The organism is Micromonospora sp. NPDC049060 (genome assembly GCF_040649055.1).
GTDB lineage: Bacteria > Actinomycetota > Actinomycetes > Mycobacteriales > Micromonosporaceae > Micromonospora > Micromonospora reichwaldensis.
On the sequence record NZ_JBEZEV010000014.1, the window covers coordinates 60,637 to 85,090 of the forward strand.

The window sequence follows — 24,454 nt, forward strand, 5'->3', positions numbered from 1 at the left end:
GGTTGCGGTAACGGGCGCGGGGATCGGCCGGCGCCCGGGCGGGTGAATCGTCTACGACATCAGCTCGAAAGCGTCAACGGCAGACTTCCCATCCAGCGCGTGCGAGGTCCGCCTCTGGCGTCTGAACGAGTGCCGAATCCCGCAAGAGGGAGGGAGACCGAGGTGGTTCTGGCGCTGCGGCGCGCCGCGCCGCGCAAAGGGCGTGAGCCGTGCGGAAGACGGCCGTCGGAGTGCGGATGGCACGACACGTCGGCCGCAGCCGCTCGCCTCCACCCGTCGCGCCGTAGGCCACAGGCCGGTGCGGGTGCCCGCCCCATGAGACGGGCGGACACCCGCAGCGCTCAGCGGGTCAGGAGCTGGTGCGACTCGCGGAGCTTGGTCCAGGACTTCGGTTCGGCCGGCGGGCCGGCCTTGCGGGCCGCGCCGGCCACCTCCGGCCGACCGGGGGTGAGCAGCCAGGTGGTGAAGAAGTCGTCCAGGTCCAGACCGGAGATCCGTTCGGCCAGGGCCTGGAACTGGGCGGTGGTGGCGTTGCCGTGCCGGTGCGCGGCCGTCCAGGCCGGCAGGAGTGCGAAGAACGCCTCGTCGCCGATGGCCAGCCGCAGCTGGTGCGCCGTCATCGCGCCCCGGTCGTAGACCGCGGCGTCGAAGATCCTGCCCGGTCCGGGCGCGCCCGGCGGCACCTGCCAGAACCCGTCGTCGGCCGGGTAGCTGGCGTACGTGAAGTCGAACAGCTCCTGCGCGGTGCCCTCGCCCTGCTCCTCCGACCAGAGCCACTCCGCGTACGAGGCGAAGCCCTCGTTCAGCCAGATGTCGCTCCAGTCCGTCAGCGAGACCGAGTTGCCGAACCACTGGTGGGCCTGCTCGTGCACCACCACGTAGGTGTTGGCGCCCCGGCGCCAGAAGCCCGGCCCGTACACCGGGCGGGTCTGCGTCTCCAGGGCGAAGCCGATGCCGTCGACGGGCCCGGCCACGCCGCCCTGCGCCTCGAACGGGTACGGCCCGAAGACTCCGCTGCACCACTCGACGACCTCGGCCGTGCGCCCGATGCTGGCCCGCGCGGCCGGCCCCAGCTCGCCGAGGCCGGCGCTGTACGCGTTGACCACCGGCTGGCCGCTGGGCGCCGTGTCGGTGACGATGTCGTACTGGCCGATGGCGAGGAACGACAGGTAGGTGGCGGTGGGTGAGGTGGTCCGCCAGCTCCACCGGGTGCGGTTGCCCGCCTCGACCAGCGGCGGGCGCGGCTGGACGCCGTTGCTGATCACCTCGACGCCGGTCGGCACCGAGACGGAGACGTCGAAGGTGGCCTTGTCCTGCGGGTGGTCGTTGCTGGGGTACCACCACCAGGCCGACTCCGGCTCGTTGACCACCATCGCCCCGTCGGCGGTGCGGGTCCAGCCGGTGTAGCCGCCGACCAGCGTCTCCGACGGCACGCCCGAGTAGCGCACCACGATGGTGAGCTGCCTGCCGGCCGTGATCGCGCGGCGCGGGGTGACCGCCAGCTCGTGCACGCCCTCCCGGGTGGCCGTGGCCTGCCAGCCGTCGACCCGCACCGACTCGACGTCGAGCAGGAAGTCCAGGTTGAACCGGGACAGGTCCTCAGTGGCCCGGGCCAGGATGGTGGTGGTGCCGGTGAGCAGGTCGGTGGCCGGGTCGTAGCGCAGCCGGACGTCGTAGTGCTGGACGTCGTAGCCGCCGTTGCCGTAGTCGGGGAAGTAGCTGTCGCCCAGTCCCGGGCCGCCGGGTTGCGGTGCGGCGGCGGGGACGGGCCGGCCCACGGCCGGTGGGGCGGCCTGGCCGGGGGTGCCGGCGACCAGGCCGCCGGCGGTGGTGACGGTCAGGGCGGCGATGGCCGCCGTGAGAGCGCGTCGCACGGGGTGGACTCCCTCCGTCGGGGTGTACGCACCGGCCAACCTAATCGACGATCGTGAACATGTTGGTCCCGTCGCCCAATCCGACCCATTCCATTGATCTGAATGTTTCGGTAGCATTACCGCCTGGTAACAAGCCCCGTCCCTGGCCACGCGCGCGGTCACCGGGCCCACCACCCCCTGTCCCGTGGAGGTCCCCCTCATGCCCCACCGCCCGCTGGCCCGTGCCCTCGCCGCGCTGGTCGCCCTGTCCACCGCCGCCCTCGGCGCGCTGCTCGCCCCCGGCACCGCCCAGGCCGCCGCAGCCGTCAACTACGTGGCCCTCGGCGACTCCTACTCCTCCGGCGTCGGCGCCGGCCCGTACGACCTGTCCACCTGCCTGCGCAGCCAGAAGTCGTACGCCCCGCTGTGGGCCGCCGCCAACGCGGTCACCAGCTTCGCGTTCCCCGCCTGCGGCGGCGCCGTCACCTCCGACGTCATCAACAACCAGGTCGGCTCCCTGAGCACCAGCACCACCCTGGTCACCATCACCATCGGCGGCAACGACGCCGGCTTCGCCGACGTGATCACCAGCTGCCGCTTCGGCAGCACGTCGAGCTGCACCAACGCCGTCAACGAGTCGAAGGCGTTCGCCACCACCACGCTGCCGGGCCGGCTGGACGCCACGTACGCGGCCATCCGGAACCGGGCCCCGAACGCGCGGCTGATCGTGCTCGGCTACCCGCGCCTGTTCGAGACCGGCTCCTGCGGGCTGCTGGCGATGAGCACCTACAAGCGGACCATCCTCAACGAGGCCGCCGACGTGCTCGCCACCGTCATCTCCGGCCGGGCCGCCGCGGCCGGCGCCACGTTCGCCGACACCCGCCCCTACTTCGCCGGGCACGGGGTCTGCGCGGCCGACCCGTGGATCCGTGACGTCAGCGGCGTCATCGAGGCGTACCACCCCGACGCCGACGGCTACCGGTACGGCTACCTGCCGGCCCTCAACGCCGTCACCGGCTGACCGCCCGCCCACCGCAGGACGGTGCCCTTCCTGTCGCTTCAGCGATAGGAAGGGCACCTTCCTTACCCCCCAGCCGACGCGCCCGGCTTCGTCACTGTCCGGTGTCGCCGGTGTCCGTTAGGGTCCTTGTGGATCAGGTGGGACGACGGCGACGGGAGCGGGAAGTGGGCAGGCTCGCGTCGGCGTACGGGCAGGCGGTCGCCGCCCACCGGGCCGCCCGCGTCCACCTCGAGAACGCGCGCACCGCGTGGCGTGCCGCGCCACCGCCCGCCGCACCGGCGGCCGACCCCGACCTGGTCGCCCGGCTGGCCCGCGTCGGCGGCGCGCTCGCCGCTCCCGCCCCGGGCACTCCGCTGACCGGTACGCCCCGGCCGGTCCGCCTCGGCGAGGCGATCACCGCCGGCGGCGGGTTCCCCGTGCTGGTGCCCCTCGGCGGCGGCCACCATCTGTCCGTCGACGTCGACGCCCGTGACCCGCGCACCGCCGCGCTGCTGCGGGCCGTCGTCCTGCGGATGCTGGCCACCGCGCCGCCCGGCGGGTTGCGGGTCGCCGGGCTCGACGCCGCCGCCCTCGGGGCCACCTTCGGACCGCTGCGCCCGCTTGTCGACGCCGGGGTGCTCGACCCGCCCGCCACCACCGAGGCGGAGGTGGCCGCGCTGCTCGACGACGCGGAGCGGCACGCCCGCGCCGCCCGCAACGGCGACCGCGTCGACCAGGAGCTGTTGCTGGTGGTGGCCGCGTCCGCCCCGTCGCCCCGCGACGCCGCCCGGCTCGCCGCGCTCACCCACGCCGGCCCGGCCGCCGCCGTCTGCGTCCTGGTCGGCGGCTGGCCGTCCGGGCCGTCGGCCACCCCACCGCCGCCGCTGGGCACCACCACCGCGCTGCGCCTGACCCCCGACGGGTACGCCCACGTCGGCGACCCGCCCGGCGCGCCGTTCAGCGCCGACGGCAGCGGGCTGGCCGTGCCGGTGCTGCTCGATGGCGACGCGCCGCCGGCGGCCGTGTCGGCCCTCGCGGAGCACCTCGACGCCGCCGTCCGCCGCCAGGCCGCCGTGGGCTTCGCCGAGCTGCTGCCCCCGCACCGGTGGACGGAGTCCGGCCGGGCCGGCCTGCGTACCGTCGTGGGGCGTGCCGGCCGGGAAGCCGTCGCCGTCGCCTTCGACGACGCCACCCCGCACTGGCTCGTCGGCGGGCGCACGGGCGGCGGCAAGACGGTCTTCCTGCTCGACGTCCTCTACGGGCTGGCGGCCCGCTACTCCCCGGCCGAGCTTCAGCTCTACCTGCTCGACTTCAAGGAGGGCGTGAGCTTCACCGAGTTCGTGCCGACCGAGCGCGACCCCGCCTGGCTGCCGCACGCCCGCGCGGTGGGCATCGAGAGCGACCGCGAGTACGGCGTCGCCGTGCTGCGCGAGCTGCGCCGTGAGCTGAACCGCCGGGCCACCCTGCTCAAGCGGCACGGCGTCACGAAGCTCGCCGACCTGCCCGCCGACGTCGCGGCCCCCCGGGTCGTGGCGGTGGTCGACGAGTTCCAGGTGCTGCTGGCCGGCAGGGACGCCATCGCCCGGGAGTCGGTGGACCTGCTGGAGGAGTTGGCCCGCAAGGGCCGCTCCTACGGGGTGCACCTGGTGCTGGCCAGCCAGAGCACGACCGGCATCGAGGCCCTCTACGGGCGGGCCGAGGCCGTCTTCGGGCAGTTCGCCCTGCGGGTGGCGCTGCCCGGCGGTGGTGGCGTGCTCGACCGCGACAACCCCTCCGCCGCCACCCTGAGCGTCGGCACGGCCGTGCTCAACACCGCCGCCGGGGCCACCGGCGCCGACACGGTCGTCCGCTTTCCCGACGCGCACGCCGAGACCGGCGTGCTGGCCCGGCTGCGCCACGAGCTGTGGCAGGCCCGCCCGGCGGGTGCCCGCCCGCCGTCGGTGTTCCGGGGCTACGAGGGGGCCCGCGTCGAGGACGACACCACGTTCGCCGGTCTGCGCCCCGGCGGCCGGCGTCCCCTGGCGCTTGTCGGCCGCACCGTCGACATGGACGGCACGTCCGCGCTGTTCATGATGGACACCAGCCCCGGCCGGCACCTGGCCGTCGTGGGCACCGCCGTCACCGCCGCCGAGGTGCTGCGCGCGGCCACCCTCAGCCTCGCCCGCCAGCACGGCCCCGGCGAGGCGCGGTTCCTGCTCGCCCCCCTCGTGGCCGCCGCGGACCCGGCCGTCGACGACACCGTCGCCGCGCTCGCGGCCGCCGGCCACACCGTGGAACGCCTCGACGCGCACGCCCTGCGCGACCGGATCGTGACGCTGGCCGCGCCCCCGCCCGACCCAACGGTGTCGACCGTCCCGTCGCCCGCGACCAGCCCGGCGCCTGCGACCAGCCCGGCCACGCCGACCAGTGGCGGGCCGGCCCGCAGCTACCTGGTCGTGTTCGGGATGGACGCCGCCTCCGCCGTGCTCGCCGCCGCCGATCCGGTGACGTTCCGCTCCGCCCACGATGACCTGCGTGCCCTGCTGCGTCAGGGGCCGGGACGCGGCGTGCACCTGCTGGGCTGGTGGCGCGGCCTGCGCCGGCTCGCCGACGACCTCGGTGGCACCCAGAACCGGGACGACGTGGCCTGCCTGGTCGCGTTGAACGTGACCGACGCCGAGCTGGGGCTGCACCTGGGCGTGCACGATCTGGCCTACCAGCCGCGCGCAGACCGGGCGCTGCTGGTCGACCGGCACGACCAGCGGGTACGCCTCATCGTGCCGTTCACCCGCGACGGGCACCCGCCGGACGGAGAGAGCTGAGTGTCCACCTTCGAGGACTATGCGGCGCTGGCCCGCCATCTCGCCGCCCAGCGGCAGGCCGGTGAGCAGGGCGCCGCCGCCGAGTCGGCCCGCCAGCGGGACCTGCACGCCGCCGTCGACTACCTCGACCGCCGGCTCACCGCGCAGGGGCAGCGCCTCGACCAGCTCGGCCACACGATCGGCAGCCCACCCCCGCCTCCCGGCCAGCCTGCCCCCGGCGCTGCCCCGGTCGCCCCGACCCCGGGTGCCCCTGCGTCGGGCGCGCCGGTGCCGGCTGCGCCCACCTCGGGTGCGCCGGTGTCGGCTGCGCCCACGTCGGGCGGGCCGGCGGCGGCTGCGCCCACCTCGGGTGGACTGTCGGCCGTCGGGGTGCCGTCGGCCGGGCGGCCCGACGGGTTGCCGCAACCGGGGGCGGGGTCGGTCGGCGGCGCAGCCGCCGCGCCGGGGCGGCCGGAGGTCGGGGCGTACCCCCAGGGGAGCCCGGGGGAGACGGCGCTGGCGGTGCCGGGCGGGGTGCCCGCGCCGCGCGCCGGGGAGCTGGACCCGGCGGCGGAGCTGGAGTCGGCGCGGCGCTGGGCCGACGAGGCCGACCGGCTGAGCCAGCAGGTCGAGCTGCTGGCCCAGCGCCCGGCGCTGCTGCCGACCTGGTCACCGATGGCCCGGGCGCTCGCCGTCTATCTCGGCTGTGCCGGCGTCGGCGTGCTGCTGATGCTGGTCATGGTGCTCGCCTCCGGCATCGGGGCGCTCGGCCTCGGCACGCTCTACACGTGGATGTGCGCCGGGCTGCCCGCCCTGTCGCTGATCGCCGGGTGGCTCATCCTCGGTCGCTGGGGCACGCCCGCCGTGGTCGCCGGCACACCGCCGCGCTACCCCCTGCTGGGCATCCTGGTCTGCTTCCTGGCCGTCCCGCTGGCCTACTGCGGCTACCTGCTGATGTTCCGCGCCCTGCGCTGACGCGCGCCGTCGCGCCGGGCGGCGGTCTCGGTGGCGGCGAGGAAGGCGTCCAGCTCGGCGGGGGGTGAGCCCCTCGTCCTCCAGCAGCGCCAGGAGCAGCATCGTGCCGGCGGTCACCGCCGGGGCGGTACCGGGCGGCGGCGGGCGCTCGCCCAGGGCCGCGCCGAGCAACGTCTCCGCCAGCGTCGGGTCGACGTCCACGCCGGTCAGGTCGTAGCGTTCCCGGGCCGCCGCGCCGATGGCATCCGCGCTCAGATCCAGTCCGGTGAGCTGTCGCCGGGCGACAAACTGCCGTCGACCTCCGAACTGTGTCGTCAGCATGACGTCTCGGCCATCGTCGTTCGGCAGGCAAGCAACGCGTTGAAGGTCGAGGGCCTGGTCGAAGGCGTCGGTGGGGTGGGCGTCTTCGTCGTGGACGAGTGACGTCCGCACCTGTGGTGCCGCACTGCCACCGCTGAGCGATCCTGGCGGATCGTCGGACTTCCCGTAGATCCTGCCAGCTTTCGGCTCTTGTTGGCCTATGTTCGAGGTTTCTGCCGACCAAACCTCGATGCGCAACTCACACAACGCCCCCGCGTCGGGGTTAGATGCGCCTGTTCATGGCGGCCTGGATCTTCAGCCAGGACGGGTCACTGTCTGACGCGTCGGTGACCGTCCCCAGATCGCCGGGCCGCCAGGTCCGGTATCCGTCGGTGAGATCAAGTTGGTCCATGTCGATGACCGAAGCTTCAGAGGTGCCGGCAAGGAACTCGGCCACTGCGGCAGTTGACGCCTCGGTGGGGCCGGCCCGTCCCCCCGACAGCACCAGAAGCGTGCCGTCACGGCCGGCAACGATCAGTTCGCCTGGGGCGGCGGCCGCCAGGGCGGTCACCATCGACCCGGGCAGCACCTCATGTTCGGTCACCTGTTTCCCGTCGATCTCGAACTCGATGACGGTACCCTCCGGCGTACCGATCCAGAGAACACCCGGAGATGGCCCGAACGCGACGTTGTGGCGCGACCAGGCGTGCATGCTGTCCAGCCACTCCTGCGGGTACGGGTACCCCGGACTTGGGTCCCCGAGTGTCAGGCCGAGAACGCGGCGCAGCGAAGGAAACTCGAACACCTCCAGCGAGTTGTCGTAGGCGTTGCCCCGCACCGCGAAATGCCGCCCGTCCGGGCTGAAGATTGGCGTCTCGTAGCCGTCGCAGTCGAGGACCAACGCCCGGCGCATTGGCCGCAGCACCGGCTCGGTGTCTCGAGAGAAGAGCACCAGCGTGGCACCCTGATCGCTTTGCAGAGTGGCCAAGAGGCCACCGCCCGGATACGCCGCGATTCCGGTGTCCCAAGGCGGGCCGACTGCGGTTGCGCCGGAGGCGAGGTCGAGCGTGGTGGAGGACTCCCAGCCGTCCTCTCCGGCGCCGGGCGACAACCAGAGCGTCTGACCGTCCGGACTGAACGCCACTTCCCGTTGGTACTCGGTCGGCGGAACACCATCGATCGCGGTGATGCCCGAAGGAGTCCAGCAGGTCGTGCTGTGGCCGTCCGCTATGACCAGCTGCGGCTCACCTGGATGCCAGGCGGCAGAGGGTGTCCGCTTGAACCGGTCATAGCCGATGGCGTCGTAGACAACCGGTTCCGCACCGACACTGCCAATCTCACGCAGCTGCCCGACCGCGTACTCCCAGATTCGGATCGCGGGGCGTTCGCTGTCCCAACCGGCTATCAACGGCAGCCTGGGGTGGCAGAGCAACCGCTCGATCGTCGCTCCGGACCGCATCTGGGTCAAGGTTTCCACGGCCACACCGTACCGGTGAGAAGCGCGCATAGACGGGCATGCCGGGCTGGTGGCTATGAACTCGAACTCGCCGACGCCGACCCGACTCTATTGGTAACCCAGCATGAGCCGCGGAAGGGGGCCACTGCGTCCGCAGCCACCGATGGAGCCGAAGCGGCAGGCAACCCGATCTGTATACGTCTGGCGTACCTGGCTCTGCGTTGAACCCGAATGCCGACAGATAGCCCTCGACAGGGCAATGTATCTCCGATACCTAGCCGCCGGTGTTGTCTTTGGGTGGTCGCGCGGTCGCGTTCGGTGCACTGATCTCGTACTCTCCTCTGTGGTCGTGGCCCGTGCGGGGGCGCGACGGTCATCCGTGGTGGATCGGGGGAGGGCACGTGAGCGCAGCGGAGATGATCGCCAGACTGGCGGCGGCGTCGCAGAAGCTGGACGAGGCCAAAGCCAAGACGGCGGCGGCAGCCCAGGATGCAGCTGAGGCCCGGCAGCTTGTCGCGGGCGCGTTGCAGGGCATTGGCGCCGGGCCGCTGATCGGCATGATCGACTCGTACCGGGAGGCGCTGATGCGGGCCGCGCAGGGCAGCGAGCCGGCCAAGCAGCAGGTGCAGGAGACGATCGCCAAGGTGCACGCGTTGGGAAACTGAGCACGGGTGGTGGCGGCACAACCAGCCAACCACCCATTGTGCTGCGGCAGGCAGTGCCGAACGCTGGACCGGCCGCTGCTGCCCGTCGAGCGGCGGACGCCCGTAGCGACGAGACGCCGGCACCTCGGCGCGAGCGAGTCAGCGCTGAGGCCATCGGGTTCTGGGCGTCAGCGGGCGCAGCTACTTGGGCAACGGTCTCCGAGTTCATGCCGGTGCTACCGAAAGCCGTGGCGGGGACTCTCCTGGCGGGGGCTGCCTCGGTCAGCGCTGGCAAGTCCTGGTTGAAGAAGCGTCGAGAGGATCGCGGTGAAGATTGACAGTTCGGTAGAGGCCGCCATGCGGGTCACCATCCACGCCGCCGTCAAGCGGGACTTCGGGATGCTCGACCAGCAACTTCAGACACTCAGAAGTGACGAACTTGCCCGTTCGACCGTGCAACTGACACTTGCGGTCGTGGGCTACCTGATGACGGACGTGCACGGTGGCAGGCCAACGCGGGAGCAGGTGACGGCGATTGCTACGGAGATCGCCAAGGCAGAGTCATGGGCGCAGCCAACCCGTGATGAGATCGAGGTCTTCCTCTCGAAGCTCATGAGCGGGGAGCCGTTCGGTGAGGCTGTTCCAATCGAGAACATCATTGTGCTCGCCTTCGTGGTTGCCGCGAACCTGTTGTCGTCCTGCCGCCGTGACGACGAGAAGTGGTGGGACTACCTGGACCGTGCCGAGGCCGCGATCGAGGCGGCGGGATGACCGGGGTGTCCGAGCCAATGACGCGTGACGGTGGGGTGCTGGACGGGTTCCACATCCGGCAGGTGCCGGGTGACATCGGCACTGAGGTCTCCGACTTCGCCAGCGAATGGGACGACGTCCGGTTCGCCACGCGGGTCTGGGAGCGGCAGACCGACGACGGTCACCAGGTCGACCTGCGCGTACATGTCATGCGGGGCGAGCGGTTGACCGACCTCGCCGCGCTGCGCGACTTTCTCACCGAGTATCACGAGCGCGACCTTGGCGACTGGCCGTTGACCGACTTCACGCACGGTGGGTCTGCGGGACTTCGCGACGACTCCCAGGCGTTCTGGCTCGCTGAGCCTGGCGTCGCCGTCAACGTGTTGGTCGACCCCGGACAGGTGGACCGAGGGCAGCTTCTGGCAACGGCGCTTGCAGTCGTGGCGGTATCGGAGCGAAATGGCTCAGTCAGCTCAGGTGTTGAACCGCCGGCCGCAGCACGTCCACCAGCGGACTAAGCCGGGCCTCAGCCCACTGGCTCGTTGTTCAGCAGGTCAACCGCCTGGTTCAAGGTGGCCGCGAATTCGTTTGGTGGGATTCTGGCGACGAAGACCTTGCCCACGTCTTCAGGGAAGGGATGATCGGCTCGCCGAAACGCGAAGACGATCACCAGGTCATCGTCGAGGTAGGCGTAGCACGACACGTTGTCGACGATCTCGCTCCACTGTATGAACCAGTACTGCTCGCGGAAGTCCGTCTCGTCGGCCTCAAGCTGCCGGAAGATCTCCTCCGGTGACTGTTCGGGAGAGGGGCAGGGCTGAATCGCGCGCTGGCGCACCTGTGCTGCCGCAGTGTGCATGTAGTAGCAGGTGGACGGTACGTAGGCCACGTTGTCATGGGTCGTCAGCTTTTTGCCTGCCGCCCACAGGTCGACGACGCGAAGGTTGGGAGACAGGGGCTCGCCGACCTCGACGCTGAAGATGTCCCGATTGCCGAATCGTCCTGTCATCGGCCCCGCAGGCTAGCAGCCAGCCGGCGGCGCGGCTGCTGACGGCGTGATGCAGAAGTCGGTGCCCGGCCAGCATTAGCGGTCAGGTTCGATCACCGCTGATCCGGGCGATTTCCTGAGCGACCAGATCGTCGGCGCTGGTGCGGCCGGACGCGACATCCCGGAGTCGATCCTGCCATTCCTCGTCGAACTCTTCGCCTTCGAGGGCGGCGTTCGCCGTGGCCAGGACGACGGCTGTTTCGACGCTCACGACCTGGCGGGCGCAGTACGCCTGCATCATGTCGACGTCGATCTCCTCGTTCGAGTTTGCGGCCTCCGGCAGAGCACCACGTGCGGCCCGCCAGGGAAGCTCGTTGTAGGTCACGGTGGCACCTCCTTCCGGGCACGACCTGCATACCATGCTGCGCCTGCCCACCGGCATCTTCTATGCCGGCGGGGTCAAGGCCAACGTGCTCTTCTTCGAGCGCAAGCGAGCCCGGGAACAGCCATGGACCCAGAAGCTGTGGGTGTACGACTTCCGCACCAACCAGCACTTCACCCTCAAGCAGAACCCACTGCGCCGGGAGCACCTTCAGGACTTCGTGGACTGCTACCTGCCGGGCAAGGACCGATCCGAGCGGGTCGAGACCGAGCGGTTCCGGGCCTTCACCTACGAGGAGTTGATCGCCCGCGACAAGGTGAACCTCGACATCACCTGGCTCAACGACGCCTCGCTGGAGGACGCGGACGCCCTGCTGCCGCCCGAGGTCATCGCGCAGGAGATCGTGGAGGACCTGGAGGCGGCCCTGCGAGAGTTCGCCGCCATCGCCGAGGCACTCGGGCGGCGTAGCCCCGACCCGACCTGATCCCGCGCGCCACCAGCTTCCCTGTCGCTCCATGGCTTGCCCCGTGCGGTCCCTGTCGAGCTGCCCCGTCCATGGGCCACCCTACGAACCCGGACGACGACGTGCCCGCCTGGTCGTGGCATGCCGGCCGGCAAGGCCGGCGGGGCTGCTGCTGGTGTTCGGCCACGCCTCGGCCGGCACGGGTGGAACACCAGGGGTGTCACCACGGCCAGGAGACACCCCTGGTGTTCCACCCGTGGCCGTGCCGCTGGTCGGCGCGGGCGGTAACAGCGAGTCGGGCGGGTCGTCGTGGGCGGAGGGCGGCGCAGGGTGACTGCGGCGGCAGGAACCCCGGGGCGTCAGGGCTTCGTGAACGTGAGGTGGGTGACGCCGGTGGGTGTCGAGACCGCCTCGATGTCGTAGCTCGCTTCGAGGGCTTCGAGGCCGTCCCACAGCCGCACCCCCCGGCCGAGCACGATCGGCACCTGGACCAGATGGATGTGGTCGACGAGTCCCGCCGCGATGAAGTCGCGGGCGACGGTCGGGCCGCCGCCGACGCGTACGTCTCTGCCGGCTGCCGCCTCGCGCGCGACGGCGAGGGCCTCGGCCGGCGAGGCGTCGAGGAAGTGGAACGTCGTGCCGCCGGCCATCTCGATCGGCGGGCGCGGCTTGTGGGTCAGCACGAAGGTCGGCGTGTGGAACGGCGGGTTGGGGCCCCACCATCCCTTCCAGTCGGCGTCGTCCTGCCAGCCCGGGGGTCCGAACTTGCCCGCGCCCATGATCTCGGCGCCGATGTCGGGCTCGTGCTGCTGAGCGAACGCGTCGTCGGTGCCGCCGGTGCCGCCCTTGCGTCCCATGATCGGAGCGCCGAAGCGGGTGGCGAACATCCACTCGTGCAGCCGGGTACCGGCGTGGCCCATGGGGGTGTCGAGGGACTGGCCCTCACCGGCGGCGAACCCGTCCAGCGAGATGGAGAGGTTGTGGATGCGGGTCCGGCTCATCTGCTCGCTCCGTGTGCTCGGCTGCTTCGTGGGCCTCGGCACTCGTCGCTCCCGTGCGGTCCCGCGCTGTCCGAGCGTAGTTGGTCCGTGACTGTCAGGGCGAGCGGACCGGCATCCAGTCCGTGAACCGCCTGTGCAGATCCGTCGACTGCACGCCGGGGTCGTGCTCGGCGAGCTGGGCGGCGGCCTCCTCCCGCAGCGTCACGAGGTGGACCATGAGCCCCGGCATGTCGCCCCGGTACCTCGCGAGGAGGAGCAGCTTCGCCGGGGAGTAGGGCCAGGCGATCCCGCAGGCCCGGCAGCGCCACGTCGGGCGGGACGGTACGTGGTCGCGGACGGGCGTCCTCACCGGCTGGTCCCCGCGTTCCGCCGGGCCGGAGCGCGCCGCTGCGCCGAGGGCTTACGCACGGCCGAGGGCGTCTGCGTGGGGCGCATCCCGTCGGGTCGCACGTACAACTCGCGTTGCTCGACCGCGTCGCCGCGCGCGTCGAGCTGGTACACCTCGATCCACGTCCAGCCGTGGTAGGTGACCAGGTCGGTGCGCTCGCGGATCACCCGTACCGTGATCGGCGTCGCGAACTGCGGCGACGCCTCGCGCGTCAGCAGGTACACGCCGGGGCTGACCCGTGGCGTCCCGTCCTCGCGGGTACTGGGCGTCGGGGCGGCGGGGCGCGCCGCCCAGCGCGACGCCGGTACGGCATTCGCGGGCCTCGACACGGGCACGGACGCCTCCTTCCATCGGTGAGTGGGAACGGGGGTCGCTGCGGATGCTCGCCAGCAGCGACCCCCCGTGACGTGCGCGCCCACCGGGTCGGGGGGACCGATTCCACCGGGCGCGCCGCCCTCCTTCCACCCTGGACGCACGCCCCCTAGGCTCGGAACAGTCACCGCGTGATCGCGGAACGTAGTGCGCGGTTTCGGGCCGGGAGAGAACGGTGCGGAGACTCGTGGAAGGGTGTGGAAGCTGTGGGAATCTCGCCGTCGGAGTACCTGCTGCGTGAGCTGAGGCGACGCCGGTCGGCCGCCGGGTTGACCCAGGCGCAGCTCGGTGAGCTGGTCTTCTGCTCGGACTCCCAGGTGAGCGCGATCGAGACCGGGACGAAGCCACCCACCCCGCCCTACCTGACCGCCGTCGACGGGGCGCTGGACACCGGCGGATACTTCACGACGCTCTGGAACGAGCTGGTCAAGGGCGACGCCGCGCCGATCTGGCTGCGCGAATGGATACAGATCGAGCGGGAGGCGACCGCCCTGCGCTGGTACGAGCACGCATTCGTGCCGGGACTTCTCCAGACCGAGGCGTACGCCCGAGCGACCTTCCGGGCGGCGCGGACGCCGGTTGCCGAGTTGGACCAGCGGGTCGCGGCGCGGATGGAACGGCAGGCGGTGCTCGCCCGCCTGCCGAGCCCACAGCTCTTCGTGGTGCTCGACGAGATGGTCGTCCGGCGGGCTTGCGGCGGTCCCGACGTGATGGCCGAGCAGCTCGAACACCTGCTGACCTGCGCCGAACAGCCGCATATCCAGTTGCAGGTCGTGCCGCTGTCTGCTGGCATCTACTCAGGACTGGCCGGAGCCTTCATCCTGGCCGATCTTCCCGATGGCTCGCGGGCGGGCTGCGTGGACCATCAGTTGGAGTCACAGACCACCGGGCAGCCTGACGCGATTGCTCGCGTGGGACTGGCGTGGGACGCTGTCCGAGGCGAAGCCCTCCCGCTCAGGCAATCACTCGACGTGCTCAAGGAAGCGGCGAAGACATGGACAATCTGACCGGTGCGCGCTGGCGCAAGTCGTCCAGCTCGTCGACGAACGGTGGGACCTGCGTCGAGGTGGCCGACAACCTGCCCGGCGTCGTCGGCGTACGGGATTCGAAGGACCCGGCCGGTCCCGCGCTGGTCTTCACCCCGACCGCCTGGCGGGCCTTCCTCGCCGAGATCAGCGACCGCGCCTGACGACCCGGCTCGCCGCTCGGGTGCCCGCCCGGCCGGCAGCGGTCAGACCCGTTCGACGACGACCACCGGGATCTCCCGGTCGGTCTCCTTCTGGTAGCGGGCGTACGTCGGGAAGACCTCCGTCATCACCTGCCACAGCCGGGGCCGCTCCTCGACGGTGGCGGTGCGCGCCGTGCCCCGGAACTTCTCGGCCCCGACCTGCACCTCCACCTGCGGGTCGGCGCACAGGTTGAGATACCAGGCGGGGTGCCGTGCCGCCCCGCCGTTCGAGGCCACCAGCAGGTAGCGGTCGCCGTCGCGGCCGTAGATGAGCGCGGTGCGCCGCAGCGTGCCCGAGCGGCGCCCCCGGGTGGTGATCAGCAGGCTGTCGTAGCCGTGGAACTTCCCGCCGTCGGCGCCGTCGCTCGCCACGTAGCGGCGCACGTGGCTGGCCACCCACTCGACCGGGCTGTCCTCAATGGTCTCCGCCATCCGGCCAGCCTAGCGGCCTCCCACGGTGATCGTCGGCCCGTCGGACGGCGCGGAAGCGGGGGAAGGGCACCGGTCAGGAATCGGTGAGCAGCAGCCAGTCGTCGTCCAGCGGGGCGACGGTCGTACCCTCGGGCCAGGCATGCGAGCCGGCGGCCGTCGCCCGCGCCTGGTCCACCAGGGGACGGCGGGCGAACGTCGCCCCGTCGAAGGTGACCGGGCCGTGGAAACGGGCCCGGCCGAAGTTCGCCGCCCCCTCGAACCGGGCCCGCTCGAACCAGGTCTGGTCACCGAACTCGGTCCACCGGAGCAGGGCCATGTCCGCGAAGCGGGTCTGCCGGAACCCGGCGTAGCCGGCGAACACGGCGTGGTCCATCGAGACCCCGCTCAGGAAGACCGCCTCGCGGAAGCTGACGCTGCCGGTGAAGCGGGTCGCGTCGAAACTCGCCGTCCGGTGCAGCGTGGTGCCCCGGAACGAGGCCCGGCCGATCGTCGCGCGCCGGCACGACAGCTCGCCCGCCAGCTCGGCCCGGTCGAAGGTGACCTGGCCTTCGACGCGGGCGTCGTCGAGGACGATCTCGGCGTCGCCGCGCAGGTCGTCGCAGGCCAGGTCCGCGAAGGTCGCGCCGAGGGCGAGCCGCCCGCGCACGGTCGCGCCGGCCAGGCTGGTGGTGCCGGCGCAGACCGCGCCGGTGAGGTCCGCGTCGTCCAGGGTGCAGCCGGTCGCGTCGAACCCGTCGAGCCGGGCGCCGGTCAAATCCAGCCTGACCCCGGGCCAGTAGGCGTCGTCGTCCGCGCGCAGGTGCCGGGTCAGGACCCGCTGGGCGGTGCGGCGCACCTCCGCCTCGCGCGCGTCGTCCTCCGGCGCCGGCATCCGCAGGTACGCGCAGAGCACCGCCACGATCGTCTCCCGCTGGGCGGGATTGTCCTGCCCGAGCCGCTCCAGGGCGTGCAGGCCGCCCAGGCGTACGGCCGCGTTGTCGTTGCCAAGCAGCGCGACGGCGCTGGTGTACAGCTCGGTCAGCCGGCGCTCGGCGGCGTCGCGCTCGGCGGCCTCGGCCTGCCGTTCCTGGTGGCTCTGCCCGGCCTCGGCGACCGCCTCCGCGTGCGCCTGCACCCGTTTTCGGTGCGCCTGGTCCTGCGCGGCGACGGCCTCCTGGTGCCGCTGGGCGCGTTCGCCGATCCACTGTCGCCGGGCGGCCAGCAGCAGGGCGAGCCCGCCGCCGGTGCCGGCGACCACGGTCAGCCCGGTGCGGATGGCGTCGATGCGCAGCGTCGCGCGGGTGTCCGGCTGGGCGGCGCGGTCGGCCTCGCCGAGCAGCCAGTCGAGCACCAGCCAGCCGAGCAGCGCGGCGACCAGCAGCCCGACGAGCACCAGCCACCACGGCATCACCCGCAGCGGCTCTTCGCGGGGCGGTGTCGAGCGCACGGATCACAGCATGCCACCGCACCAGCTCCGGCGGGGGCGCCGTCCCCTGTGGACTCTCCGGGCGCACGACCTGCCGTGATCCGCTCCGTGTTGCGGTGACGGGCCGCGCGGGTACGTCATGCGGCGACGATTGGTTGTTCGACCGGGTGAACGACCTGGCGGCAGTCGCGAAAGACGAGGATGACATGGAGTTTCTAGCCAGTCCCGAGCTGTGGATCGCATTCGCGACGCTGCTCCTGCTGGAGATCGTGCTGGGCGTCGACAACGTGGTGTTCATCTCGATCCTGGCCGGGCGGTTGCCCGAGCACCAGCAGGCCCGCGCCCGCACGATCGGGCTCTCGCTGGCCCTGGTGACGCGGCTGATCCTGCTGGCGTCGCTGTCCTGGGTGATCGGGCTGACCGCACCGCTGTTCACGGTGCTGGGTCAGGAGATCTCCGGGCGGGACCTGATCCTGCTACTGGGCGGATTGTTCCTTCTGGGCAAGGCCACCTACGAGATCCACGAGCACCTGGAGGGGGAGGAGCACGCCAAGTCGGGCAAGGTCGCCTCGTTCGGCGCGGTGATCGCCCAGATCCTCGTTCTCGACGTGGTGTTCTCCCTCGACTCGGTGATCACCGCCGTCGGCATGGTCGACCAGCTGTTCATCATGGTCGCGGCGGTGATCATCGCCATGATCGTCATGTTGGTGTCGGCCGGCGCCATCAGCCGGTTCGTCAACGAGCACCCGACGGTGAAGATGCTCGCCCTGTCGTTCCTGCTGCTCATCGGGGCCAGCCTGGTCGCCGAGGGCTTCGACCAGCACATCCCGAAGGGCTACGTGTACGGCCCGATCGCCTTCTCGATCTTCGTCGAGTTCCTCAACCTGCGGGCCCGCAAGAAGCGCCAGGAGGCGAAGCCGGTGCACCTGCACCCGACGTACGTCAAGAACGGCCAGGCCCAGCCTGAGCCGGAGTCGATGACGCCGGCCGGCTGACCGACGGGGCTCCGACGCCGCTCCCGCCCACCCGGGCGGGGGCGGCGTTCGTCGTGGTTGGACGGAGGGCGGGCGGACGCGGGATGTTCCGGGGTCACGCGGGAGCTACCCGCGCGTAACTTTCCATTGACGTTTCCGGATTGTGGCGGGCATCATCGTGTCCACGATCGATCGGAACCACCCCCGCCCCGCCCGGTGCCACCGGGTTCCTCCATGGGAGGTGCAGCTTTGCTGCTCCGAAAGATCGTCCCCGCCCTCGCCGTCACGGTCGCCGCCGTCCTCGCCGCCCCCGCCGCCGCCGTCGCGGCCCCCGACCGGCCCGCGGCCAGCGCAAGCGCCACCGCCCCCGCAGCCGGGGAACGCGTCACCAGCACCACCGCCGAGATCGCCGCCGCCGCGGCAGCCAACCCCGTCATCGTCGTCGGTGGCCTCAGCGGCATCGCCTCCGCGTACGAGCCGCTGGCCTCCCGGCTGCGCGTCGACGGGTACCGGGTCTGGGTCTACCAGCTGCCCAACCTCGGGCTCGGCGACATCCCCACCTCGGCCCGCGCGTTCAGCAGCTTCGTCGGGCAGGTCCGCGCGTCGACCGGCGCGGCCAAGGTCGACGTCGTCGCCCACTCCGAGGGCGGCCTGGTGTCCCGGTACTTCATCAAGAACCTGGGCGGGACCAGCAGCATCGACCGCTACGTCAGCCTCGGCACCCCGCAGTACGGCACGTACGTGGCCAACATCGTGAAGTTCCTCGGCCTGGGCAGCTGCGCCGGCATCGTCGCCTGCCAGCAGATGTCGATCGGCTCGTCGTTCCTCGCCGGCCTCAACGCAGGCGACGACACCCCCGGCACGGTCCGCTGGACGGCGGTGCGCACCCTCCAGGACGAGCTGGTGCGCCCCGTCGACAACGCCAAACTGGCCGACGGAGTGACAAACGTGCTGATCCAGTCGGCGTGCCCCCTGCGGGTCGTCGGGCACCTCGGCCTGGTGCTCGACGGCACCACCTACACGGTGATCCGGCAGGCCCTACGCGATCAGCCGATCCGCCCCAACTGCTTCGCCCTGTAGCGCTCGCGTGGGGCGGTCGGCCGTGTGCCGCCCGCCCCACTGCCACGTCGTCAGGCGGCCTCGGCGAGGGCCGCGTACTCGTCGTCGGTCAGCCGCACCTCGGCGGCGGCCACGTTCTCCTCCAGGTGCGCCACCGACGACGTGCCCGGGATCGGCAGCATCACCGGCGACCGGCGCAGCAGCCAGGCAAGCGCGAGCTGGGCGGGCGTCGCGCCGTGCCCGGTGCTGATCGCGTCCAGCGGACCGCCCGGCCGCGCCAGGTTGCCGGTGGCGATCGGGAACCAGGGGATGAACGCGAGGTCGTTGCGCTCGCAGTGCTCCAGGACGGCCTCCGCGCTGCGGTCCGCCAGGTTGTAGAGGTTCTGCACCGAGACGATCGGGGTGACGGCGCGGGCCGCCTCGATCTGCTCGACGGTCACCTCGGACAGGCCGATGTGCCGGATCTTGCCCTCCTGCTTGAGCAGCGCCAGCTCCCCGAGCTGGTCGGCGAGCGGCACCTGCGGGTCGATCCGGTGCAGCTGGTAGAGCCCGATCGCCTCCAGGCCGAGGTGCCGCAGGCTCAGCTCGCACTGCTGGCGCAGGTACTCCGGGCGCCCCACCGGGCGCCAGTCGCTTGGGCCGGAGCGGGTCAGGCCGGCCTTGGTCGCGATCACCAGGTCGTCGGCGTACGGGTGCAGGGCCTCCCGGATGAGCAGCTCGCTGACGAAGGGCCCGTAGGAGTCGGCCGTGTCGATGAACGTCACGCCCAGCTCGTACGCCCGGCGCAGCACCCGCACGGCCTCGGCCGGGTCCTTCGCGTCGCCCCACACGCCGGGGCCGGTGAGCTGCATCGCGCCGTAGCCGAGCCGGTCGACCTGGAGGTCGCCCCCGATCCGGTACGTCCCCGAGGCCTTCGCGGGCTGCTTGCCGGCGTCATTCGTCATGCGTGGATTCCCATCCTGTCGTCCGTCTCCGGCGGTCGATCCCACCACCGAGAGGCTTTCCCGCCGATCGTCGCCCACACCACCGCCGGGGCGGATCGAGACCGGGATCACCCGGGCCGCACGTGCACCGGGGCTGGCAGGTGATCGAGGTGGGTGTGCCGGAAGGGCCGGGTCAGCGGGCACGGGTCCAGCCCCAGCGCGTCGAGGATCGCCACGTGCTGGCACTCGGCGAACAGCCGGGGCGCGTCGTCGAGCGGCACCTCCCCGCGCAGGGCCGCGCCGAGCGCGGCGACGTCGACCGCGCCGACCCCCAGCGGCGCGAACACGGCCGGGTCGTCCCCGCTCGGGCCGGGCGGCGGCGGGGCGTCGAGCGGATGGATCGTGCCGTCGAAGCCGGCGAGGACCTCGTTGTCGTCGTCGTCCCAGTATTCCGTCACCCAGCCCCGGTCGGAGAGGTAACGGTGCGCCTCCCGGCCGTCGACATGCAGGGTGGCGGTCATGACGCTGGAGTCGAAGACGTCGAAGGTGACCGCAGGCTCGCGCGTGAGCAGGGTGATCAGCTGCGCCAGGTCGTCGACCTCGGCGTAGCCGCTCTCCTCCTCCTCGCGCGGGACGACCGCCCAGCGGCGCTCGCCGACCCGCGTCACGTACGCCTCGGTGCCGACGTCGGTCAGCACCCTGCGAATCTCCGTCAGCTCGCCCACGGCCAGGATCGTCTGGTAGCTCGTGCCCACGCCTGCAGCGTAGGACGGGGGTCGGACAGCGCCCGGCCGCCGCGTTCCGTGTGCGCCGCCCGCGTCCTGCCCCCACGCCGCCGGCGCCTTGCCCGCCGCGCCCGCTGGGCTGCGGAAACGGCGCGAGTGGGCCGCAACCGGGCCGGGCGGCCGGCGAAGTTGACCGGAGCGCCCGTGCCGGCCGGCTGCCCGTGCGACGCTGGGCCGTGCCGGCTCGACGTCGACCACGGGCGGCTCGCCCCGCCGGTCGGCCGAGCGCACGTCGCCGCGTGCGGCGCGACGCGGGAGGGAACGCCATGACGGGAGTGCCGCAGGTCGACTTCGCGCTCGACACGTACGAATGCATCGTGCTGTATCCCGGCGCGGCCGGGCGGGCGCTGCCGGCGGAGACGGTGCAGCGGTTGCAGGCCGAGCACCTGGCGCACATGCAGGCCCTGCAACGGCGGGGGATCATCCTGGTCGCCGGCTCGGTGGACGGCCCGGCCCGCGAACCGGACCCGCCGATCGGCTTCGGCCTGGCCCGCACCGGCTCCGTGGACGACGTACGCAGCGTGATGGAGGCCGACCCGGCCGTCCAGGCGGGGCTCTACCGGGTGGACGTGCTGACCTTCCTCTGCCCGGAGGGCTCGCTGGAATTCCCGCTGGTCAAGACGCAGAGCTGAGGGGCTTGGCTCTGAGACTCGGCCGTCCTGTATCCCACGTGTGGCGTGCGGCCGGTCAGCCGGAGGTGTCGGCGAGCTGGTTGACGAGGAAATCGAGTCGCTCCTCCTGGCTGTCCGGGGGGATACGGCCGCTGCCCGACAGGGTGGCGATGCCGTGCACCGCACTCCAGATGACCTCGGCGGCCAGTTCGCGTCGCGTGTTGTCCGGGCGGTAGCAGCTGACGAATTCGTCGAAGGCCGCGCGCAGCGGGGGCGGTGTCTCGGCGTGCGCGAACTTCACGTCGGTCGGCATGACGAACATTGCCTGGTAGAGGGCGGGTCGCTGGGCGGCGAACTCCAGGTAGGCGCGGCAGACGGCGCGCAGGGTCTGCGGTGGCTCGGGGCTGGCCAGTCGCGCCCGGCGCAGGTCGGCGGCGAGCTCGCCGAAGCCGTCGATCGCGACGGCCCGGACGATGGCGTCCTTGCCGCTGAAATGGCTGTAGAGCACGGGCTGGCTGTACTCGACACGCTCGGCGAGCCGTCGCGTCGTCATCGCCTCCCATCCCTCGGCCTCGGCGAGTTCTCGAGCCGCGGTGATGATCAGCTGATGACGTTGGGCGCGTTCTCGGTCACGGCGCTTCTCGGAGGCAGACATGACGTCATCCTAGCAGCGCTAGACATTCTGTCGAAGATAGCGCTATCTTCGACACGAGAACTAGCGTCGCTAGATTTTCGGTAGGCGCTGTTACCGAGAGGACTTCACCATGCTTTCCAACGTCGCCACCGCGCTCGCCGGACTGATCGGCGTGGGCGTCATCTTCATGGGCGCACTCGCCTTCCGGGCGCCGCAGGCCGCAGTCGGCTTCGGCATTCCCGGCACCCCGACCGAGGACCGCAGCTTCCAGGCGTGGCTGACCGTCAAAGCCGTACGCGACATGGCCTGCGGGCTCTTCATCTTCATCCTGGTGGCCAACGGGTCACCCCACCTGCTGGGCTGGTTCATGCTGGCCGCCACCTGCATCCCCGTGGGCGACGCGTTGATCGTGCTGCGCAGCAACGGGCCCAAGGCTGCGGTCTACGGCGTCCACGGCGCCACCGCCCTGGTGATGTTGGCGATCAGCGTGCTCCTGCTCGTCGCGTAACCGCCTGGACGTCCGTTCGCGCCGGGGGCGTACGATTCCCCGCGCGCGGTCGCCGATGCCCGCCGCCTCAACGTTCCGGCGTGGGTTCCGCCCGCCGGCTGCGCGCGTGACGCGCGTCGTTGGACAATGTTCCGCAGTCCGCAAGGGGTCGGCCCACAGCCAGACCCGGAGGAGAGACTAGCCTGATGGGCGTGACACGCCGCGCGAAGATCGTTTGCACTCTTGGTCCTGCCACCTCGTCGCCGGAGCGCATCCGGGGCCTCGTCGAGGCCGGCATGAACGTGGCGAGACTCAACTTCAGCCACGGCAGCCACGAGGATCACGAGGCGGTGTACCGGCTGGTCCGCGAGGCCGCGGAAGCGGCCGGCCGGCCCGTGGCCGTGCTCGCCGACCTCCAGGGCCCGAAGATCCGGCTCGGCCGGTTCGCCGACGGCCCGCACGAGTGGCGCACCGGCGACTCGGTCGTCATCACCGGTGACGACGTGCTCGGCACCAAGGAGCGGGTCTCCTGCACCTACCGCAAGCTTCCGCAGGAGGTCAAGCCCGGCGACCGGTTGCTGATCGACGACGGCCGGGTCGCCGTCGAGGTCACCGACGTCACCGGCAACGACATCCGCTGCCTGGTCACCGAGGGCGGCCCGGTCTCCAACAACAAGGGCGTCTCGCTGCCGAACGTGGCGGTCAGCGTGCCGGCGATGTCCGACAAGGACGCCGAGGACCTGCGTTTCGCCCTCGGCCTGGGCGTCGACCTGATCGCGCTCTCCTTCGTCCGCTCGGCGGACGACATCAAGCTGGTGCACGGCATCATGGCCGAGGAGGGCGTGCACCGGCCGGTGCTGGCCAAGGTGGAGAAGCCCGAGGCGGTCGACTGCCTGGAGCAGATCGTGCTGGCCTTCGACGGCGTCATGGTCGCCCGCGGCGACCTTGGCGTGGAGTTGCCGCTCGACCAGGTGCCGCTGGTGCAGAAGCGCGCCGTGCAGCTCTGCCGGGAGAACGCCAAGCCGGTCATCGTGGCCACCCAGATGCTCGACTCCATGATCGAGAACTCCCGGCCGACCCGCGCCGAGGCCTCCGACGTGGCCAACGCCGTGCTCGACGGCGCGGACGCGGTGATGCTCTCCGGCGAGACCAGCGTCGGCAAGTACCCGGTGCTCACCGTCAGCACCATGGCGAAGATCGTCACCACCACCGAGTCCGGCTCGATCGGCGTGCCGCGCCTCCAGCACGACCCCCGTACGCACGGTGGCGCGCTGACCGTCGCCGCCTCCTCGATCTCCCGGGCCATCGGCGCGAAGGCCCTGGTCGCCTTCTCGCAGACCGGCGACACCGTGCGGCGGCTGTCCCGGCTGCACTGCGACCTGCCGCTGCTCGCGTTCACCCCGGTGCCCGAGGTGCGCAACCAGCTCGCCCTCTCCTGGGGCGTCGAGACGTTCCTGATGCCGTTCGTCGAGCACACCGACGACATGTTCCGCCAGGTCGACCAGGCGCTGCTCGGGCTCGACCGGGCCAACCCCGGCGACTACGTGGTGATCGTCGCCGGCAGCCCGCCCGGCACCCCCGGCTCGACCAACACGCTGCGCGTACACCAGCTCGGATCGCTGGTCGACGCGGCGTCGGCGCGGGCCTTGCAGTGAGCGACGCGGACGTCGCGGTCGGGCAGGCCGCGGTCGACCAGCTCCTGGAGGTGCTCGACCTGGAGCACACCGGCGGGATGACCTTCCGGGGGATGAGCCCCCCGGTCGGTCCCCAGCGGGTGTACGGCGGCCAGGTCGCCGGCCAGGCGCTGGTCGCCGCCGGACGCACCGTCGACCCGGCCCGCTTCGTGCACTCCCTGCACGGCTACTTCGTGCGGCCCGGCGACCCGGCCGAGCCGATCGTCTACGAGGTGGAGAACGTCCGCGACGGCCGCTCCTTCTCGGTGCGCCGCTCGGTGGCGCTCCAGCACGACAAGCCGATCTTCTTCATGTCGGCGTCGTTCCAGCGGACGGAGGAGGGCCTGGACCACCAGGCCCCCACCCCGCCCGACGTGCCGGGGCCGGACGAGGTCCCGACGATGGCCGATCGGCTCGCCCGCTACCCGGAGCGGCTCGGCATCTGGGCGCAGATCCCGCGCCCGATCGACGTCCGCTACGTCGGCGAGCCCGGCTGGGTACGCCCCGGCGACCGCCCCGCCGACCCCCACCAGCGGGTCTGGATGCGCATCGACGGCAAGCTGCCCGAGGATCCGTTGCTGCACGCCTGCGCGCTGACGTACGCCTCCGACCTGACGCTGCTCGACTCGGTGCTCTCCGTGCACGGCGAGGTCTGGGGCCCGGGCGGCGTGGTCGGGGCCAGCCTCGACCACGCGCTCTGGTTCCACCGGCCGTTCCGCGCCGACGAGTGGTTCCTCTACGACTGCTGGAGCCCGTCGGCCTCCGGCGCCCGGGGGCTCGCCACCGGCCGCATGTTCACCACCGACGGGCACCACATCGCCAGCGCCGTGCAGGAGGGGCTGCTGCGCCGCGTCGGCGACTGACCGTCCCGACCGTCGTGGCGCGGCCCGG

28 protein-coding genes are annotated in these 24,454 nt (G+C 71.9%); 16 read left to right on the forward strand and 12 right to left on the reverse strand.

Annotation, left to right across the window (positions count from 1 at the left end; genetic code table 11):
- Positions 1 to 341: 341 nt before the first annotated feature.
- On the reverse strand, positions 342 to 1,874 hold the full coding sequence (locus AB0B83_RS09025; RefSeq protein WP_357577682.1) for a M1 family metallopeptidase: 1,533 nt from the start codon (positions 1,872 to 1,874) through the stop codon (positions 342 to 344).
- Positions 1,875 to 2,073: 199 nt separating this feature from the next.
- Between AB0B83_RS09025 and AB0B83_RS09030 the strand changes: the two genes are divergently transcribed.
- The 4 genes from AB0B83_RS09030 to AB0B83_RS09045 all read left to right on the forward strand — a co-directional run bounded on the left by AB0B83_RS09030 (position 2,074) and on the right by AB0B83_RS09045 (position 7,031).
- The gene (locus tag AB0B83_RS09030; RefSeq protein WP_357577683.1) at positions 2,074 to 2,874 is read left to right on the forward strand and encodes an SGNH/GDSL hydrolase family protein; all 801 of its coding nucleotides are present in this window, start codon (positions 2,074 to 2,076) and stop codon (positions 2,872 to 2,874) included.
- A 164-nt stretch (positions 2,875 to 3,038) separates the two neighbouring features.
- Entirely contained in the window at positions 3,039 to 5,654 is a 2,616-nt protein-coding gene (locus AB0B83_RS09035) for an FtsK/SpoIIIE domain-containing protein (RefSeq protein WP_357577684.1), read from the forward strand.
- Positions 5,655 to 6,608 (forward strand): hypothetical protein, encoded by a 954-nt coding sequence (locus AB0B83_RS09040; protein WP_357577685.1) that lies wholly within the window; start codon positions 5,655 to 5,657, stop codon positions 6,606 to 6,608.
- Positions 6,609 to 6,851: 243 nt separating this feature from the next.
- Complete coding sequence (locus AB0B83_RS09045) at positions 6,852 to 7,031, forward strand: GntR family transcriptional regulator (protein WP_357577717.1); 180 nt, start codon at positions 6,852 to 6,854, stop codon at positions 7,029 to 7,031.
- A gap of 160 nt (positions 7,032 to 7,191) precedes the next feature.
- Here AB0B83_RS09045 and AB0B83_RS09050 read toward each other — a convergent pair whose 3' ends face one another.
- Positions 7,192 to 8,385, reverse strand: coding sequence for a WD40 repeat domain-containing protein (locus tag AB0B83_RS09050; protein ID WP_357577686.1), 1,194 nt, complete (start codon positions 8,383 to 8,385; stop codon positions 7,192 to 7,194).
- A 380-nt stretch (positions 8,386 to 8,765) separates the two neighbouring features.
- Here AB0B83_RS09050 and AB0B83_RS09055 point away from each other — a divergent pair, with 380 nt between their 5' ends.
- The 3 genes from AB0B83_RS09055 to AB0B83_RS09065 all read left to right on the forward strand — a co-directional run bounded on the left by AB0B83_RS09055 (position 8,766) and on the right by AB0B83_RS09065 (position 10,276).
- A complete protein-coding gene (locus AB0B83_RS09055) occupies positions 8,766 to 9,029 on the forward strand; it encodes a DUF6244 family protein (RefSeq protein WP_091076450.1) in 264 nt (87 codons plus the stop codon).
- Positions 9,030 to 9,335: 306 nt separating this feature from the next.
- Positions 9,336 to 9,779, forward strand: a complete 444-nt coding sequence (locus tag AB0B83_RS09060) for a hypothetical protein (RefSeq protein ID WP_357577687.1) — start codon at positions 9,336 to 9,338, stop codon at positions 9,777 to 9,779.
- The gene (locus tag AB0B83_RS09065; RefSeq protein WP_357577688.1) at positions 9,776 to 10,276 is read left to right on the forward strand and encodes a hypothetical protein; all 501 of its coding nucleotides are present in this window, start codon (positions 9,776 to 9,778) and stop codon (positions 10,274 to 10,276) included. Before AB0B83_RS09060 ends, AB0B83_RS09065 begins: the two co-directional genes overlap by 4 nt.
- Before the next feature lie 8 nt (positions 10,277 to 10,284).
- On the opposite strand, the gene AB0B83_RS09070 is transcribed toward AB0B83_RS09065, so the two are convergent.
- Positions 10,285 to 10,767: a hypothetical protein gene (locus AB0B83_RS09070; protein WP_357577689.1), complete on the reverse strand. Its 483-nt coding sequence runs from the start codon at positions 10,765 to 10,767 to the stop codon at positions 10,285 to 10,287.
- A gap of 82 nt (positions 10,768 to 10,849) precedes the next feature.
- A complete protein-coding gene (locus AB0B83_RS09075) occupies positions 10,850 to 11,131 on the reverse strand; it encodes a hypothetical protein (RefSeq protein WP_357577690.1) in 282 nt (93 codons plus the stop codon).
- Position 11,132: 1 nt separating this feature from the next.
- Here AB0B83_RS09075 and AB0B83_RS09080 point away from each other — a divergent pair, with 1 nt between their 5' ends.
- Positions 11,133 to 11,612 (forward strand): N-6 DNA methylase, encoded by a 480-nt coding sequence (locus tag AB0B83_RS09080; protein ID WP_357577691.1) that lies wholly within the window; start codon positions 11,133 to 11,135, stop codon positions 11,610 to 11,612.
- Between the two features lie 338 nt (positions 11,613 to 11,950).
- On the opposite strand, the gene AB0B83_RS09085 is transcribed toward AB0B83_RS09080, so the two are convergent.
- From AB0B83_RS09085 to AB0B83_RS09095, 3 genes are all read right to left on the reverse strand, one after another.
- Positions 11,951 to 12,592: a dihydrofolate reductase family protein gene (locus AB0B83_RS09085; RefSeq protein WP_357577692.1), complete on the reverse strand. Its 642-nt coding sequence runs from the start codon at positions 12,590 to 12,592 to the stop codon at positions 11,951 to 11,953.
- Between the two features lie 94 nt (positions 12,593 to 12,686).
- Positions 12,687 to 12,941, reverse strand: a complete 255-nt coding sequence (locus AB0B83_RS09090) for a flavin reductase (RefSeq protein WP_357577693.1) — start codon at positions 12,939 to 12,941, stop codon at positions 12,687 to 12,689.
- Positions 12,938 to 13,315 (reverse strand): hypothetical protein, encoded by a 378-nt coding sequence (locus tag AB0B83_RS09095; protein ID WP_357577694.1) that lies wholly within the window; start codon positions 13,313 to 13,315, stop codon positions 12,938 to 12,940. Before AB0B83_RS09095 ends, AB0B83_RS09090 begins: the two co-directional genes overlap by 4 nt.
- A gap of 243 nt (positions 13,316 to 13,558) precedes the next feature.
- Between AB0B83_RS09095 and AB0B83_RS09100 the strand changes: the two genes are divergently transcribed.
- Both AB0B83_RS09100 and AB0B83_RS09105 read left to right on the forward strand, forming a co-directional pair.
- Positions 13,559 to 14,359 (forward strand): helix-turn-helix transcriptional regulator, encoded by an 801-nt coding sequence (locus tag AB0B83_RS09100; protein ID WP_357577695.1) that lies wholly within the window; start codon positions 13,559 to 13,561, stop codon positions 14,357 to 14,359.
- Positions 14,347 to 14,541, forward strand: a complete 195-nt coding sequence (locus tag AB0B83_RS09105; protein ID WP_357577696.1) for a DUF397 domain-containing protein — start codon at positions 14,347 to 14,349, stop codon at positions 14,539 to 14,541. Before AB0B83_RS09100 ends, AB0B83_RS09105 begins: the two co-directional genes overlap by 13 nt.
- Before the next feature lie 42 nt (positions 14,542 to 14,583).
- Here the strand turns inward: AB0B83_RS09105 and AB0B83_RS09110 are convergent, their stop codons facing one another.
- Both AB0B83_RS09110 and AB0B83_RS09115 read right to left on the reverse strand, forming a co-directional pair.
- Positions 14,584 to 15,012 (reverse strand): nitroreductase family deazaflavin-dependent oxidoreductase, encoded by a 429-nt coding sequence (locus AB0B83_RS09110; RefSeq protein WP_357577697.1) that lies wholly within the window; start codon positions 15,010 to 15,012, stop codon positions 14,584 to 14,586.
- Positions 15,013 to 15,085: 73 nt separating this feature from the next.
- Positions 15,086 to 16,438 carry a pentapeptide repeat-containing protein gene (locus AB0B83_RS09115; RefSeq protein WP_357577698.1) on the reverse strand — a complete coding sequence of 451 codons (1,353 nt, stop codon included), beginning with the start codon at positions 16,436 to 16,438 and terminating at the stop codon, positions 15,086 to 15,088.
- A gap of 185 nt (positions 16,439 to 16,623) precedes the next feature.
- Here AB0B83_RS09115 and AB0B83_RS09120 point away from each other — a divergent pair, with 185 nt between their 5' ends.
- Both AB0B83_RS09120 and AB0B83_RS09125 read left to right on the forward strand, forming a co-directional pair.
- Positions 16,624 to 17,412 (forward strand): TerC family protein, encoded by a 789-nt coding sequence (locus AB0B83_RS09120; RefSeq protein ID WP_357577699.1) that lies wholly within the window; start codon positions 16,624 to 16,626, stop codon positions 17,410 to 17,412.
- A 228-nt stretch (positions 17,413 to 17,640) separates the two neighbouring features.
- Positions 17,641 to 18,471 carry an alpha/beta fold hydrolase gene (locus tag AB0B83_RS09125; protein ID WP_357577700.1) on the forward strand — a complete coding sequence of 277 codons (831 nt, stop codon included), beginning with the start codon at positions 17,641 to 17,643 and terminating at the stop codon, positions 18,469 to 18,471.
- A gap of 50 nt (positions 18,472 to 18,521) precedes the next feature.
- On the opposite strand, the gene AB0B83_RS09130 is transcribed toward AB0B83_RS09125, so the two are convergent.
- Together AB0B83_RS09130 and AB0B83_RS09135 are read right to left on the reverse strand one after the other, a co-directional pair.
- Positions 18,522 to 19,394, reverse strand: coding sequence for an aldo/keto reductase (locus tag AB0B83_RS09130; RefSeq protein WP_357577701.1), 873 nt, complete (start codon positions 19,392 to 19,394; stop codon positions 18,522 to 18,524).
- Between the two features lie 107 nt (positions 19,395 to 19,501).
- On the reverse strand, positions 19,502 to 20,128 hold the full coding sequence (locus AB0B83_RS09135; protein ID WP_357577702.1) for a hypothetical protein: 627 nt from the start codon (positions 20,126 to 20,128) through the stop codon (positions 19,502 to 19,504).
- Between the two features lie 296 nt (positions 20,129 to 20,424).
- Between AB0B83_RS09135 and AB0B83_RS09140 the strand changes: the two genes are divergently transcribed.
- Entirely contained in the window at positions 20,425 to 20,790 is a 366-nt protein-coding gene (locus tag AB0B83_RS09140) for a YciI family protein (protein ID WP_151456957.1), read from the forward strand.
- 55 nt (positions 20,791 to 20,845) lie between these two features.
- Here the strand turns inward: AB0B83_RS09140 and AB0B83_RS09145 are convergent, their stop codons facing one another.
- Positions 20,846 to 21,424, reverse strand: coding sequence for a TetR/AcrR family transcriptional regulator (locus AB0B83_RS09145; RefSeq protein WP_357577703.1), 579 nt, complete (start codon positions 21,422 to 21,424; stop codon positions 20,846 to 20,848).
- Between the two features lie 109 nt (positions 21,425 to 21,533).
- Between AB0B83_RS09145 and AB0B83_RS09150 the strand changes: the two genes are divergently transcribed.
- From AB0B83_RS09150 to AB0B83_RS09160, 3 genes are all read left to right on the forward strand, one after another.
- Entirely contained in the window at positions 21,534 to 21,911 is a 378-nt protein-coding gene (locus AB0B83_RS09150) for a DUF4267 domain-containing protein (protein WP_357577704.1), read from the forward strand.
- A gap of 185 nt (positions 21,912 to 22,096) precedes the next feature.
- Positions 22,097 to 23,545 (forward strand): pyruvate kinase, encoded by a 1,449-nt coding sequence (gene pyk, locus AB0B83_RS09155; RefSeq protein WP_311413603.1) that lies wholly within the window; start codon positions 22,097 to 22,099, stop codon positions 23,543 to 23,545.
- Positions 23,542 to 24,426, forward strand: a complete 885-nt coding sequence (locus AB0B83_RS09160) for an acyl-CoA thioesterase II (RefSeq protein WP_132236419.1) — start codon at positions 23,542 to 23,544, stop codon at positions 24,424 to 24,426. The genes pyk and AB0B83_RS09160 overlap by 4 nt, the downstream gene beginning before the upstream one ends.
- The last annotated feature ends 28 nt before the right edge of the window (positions 24,427 to 24,454 follow it).

What these genes read in the sequence shown, in the direction of transcription:
- AB0B83_RS09150 (WP_357577704.1), top strand. Translation starts at nt 21,534, where the DNA reads ATGCTTTCCAACGTCGCCACCGCGCTCGCCGGACTGATCGGCGTGGGC.
- AB0B83_RS09105 (WP_357577696.1), top strand. Translation starts at nt 14,347, where the DNA reads ATGGACAATCTGACCGGTGCGCGCTGGCGCAAGTCGTCCAGCTCGTCG.
- AB0B83_RS09130 (WP_357577701.1), bottom strand. Translation starts at nt 19,394, where the DNA reads ATGACGAATGACGCCGGCAAGCAGCCCGCGAAGGCCTCGGGGACGTAC.
- AB0B83_RS09085 (WP_357577692.1), bottom strand. Translation starts at nt 12,592, where the DNA reads ATGAGCCGGACCCGCATCCACAACCTCTCCATCTCGCTGGACGGGTTC.
- AB0B83_RS09120 (WP_357577699.1), top strand. Translation starts at nt 16,624, where the DNA reads ATGGAGTTTCTAGCCAGTCCCGAGCTGTGGATCGCATTCGCGACGCTG.
- pyk (WP_311413603.1), top strand. Translation starts at nt 22,097, where the DNA reads ATGGGCGTGACACGCCGCGCGAAGATCGTTTGCACTCTTGGTCCTGCC.
- AB0B83_RS09140 (WP_151456957.1), top strand. Translation starts at nt 20,425, where the DNA reads ATGACGGGAGTGCCGCAGGTCGACTTCGCGCTCGACACGTACGAATGC.
- AB0B83_RS09030 (WP_357577683.1), top strand. Translation starts at nt 2,074, where the DNA reads ATGCCCCACCGCCCGCTGGCCCGTGCCCTCGCCGCGCTGGTCGCCCTG.
- AB0B83_RS09145 (WP_357577703.1), bottom strand. Translation starts at nt 21,424, where the DNA reads ATGTCTGCCTCCGAGAAGCGCCGTGACCGAGAACGCGCCCAACGTCAT.
- AB0B83_RS09065 (WP_357577688.1), top strand. Translation starts at nt 9,776, where the DNA reads ATGACCGGGGTGTCCGAGCCAATGACGCGTGACGGTGGGGTGCTGGAC.
- AB0B83_RS09110 (WP_357577697.1), bottom strand. Translation starts at nt 15,012, where the DNA reads ATGGCGGAGACCATTGAGGACAGCCCGGTCGAGTGGGTGGCCAGCCAC.
- AB0B83_RS09070 (WP_357577689.1), bottom strand. Translation starts at nt 10,767, where the DNA reads ATGACAGGACGATTCGGCAATCGGGACATCTTCAGCGTCGAGGTCGGC.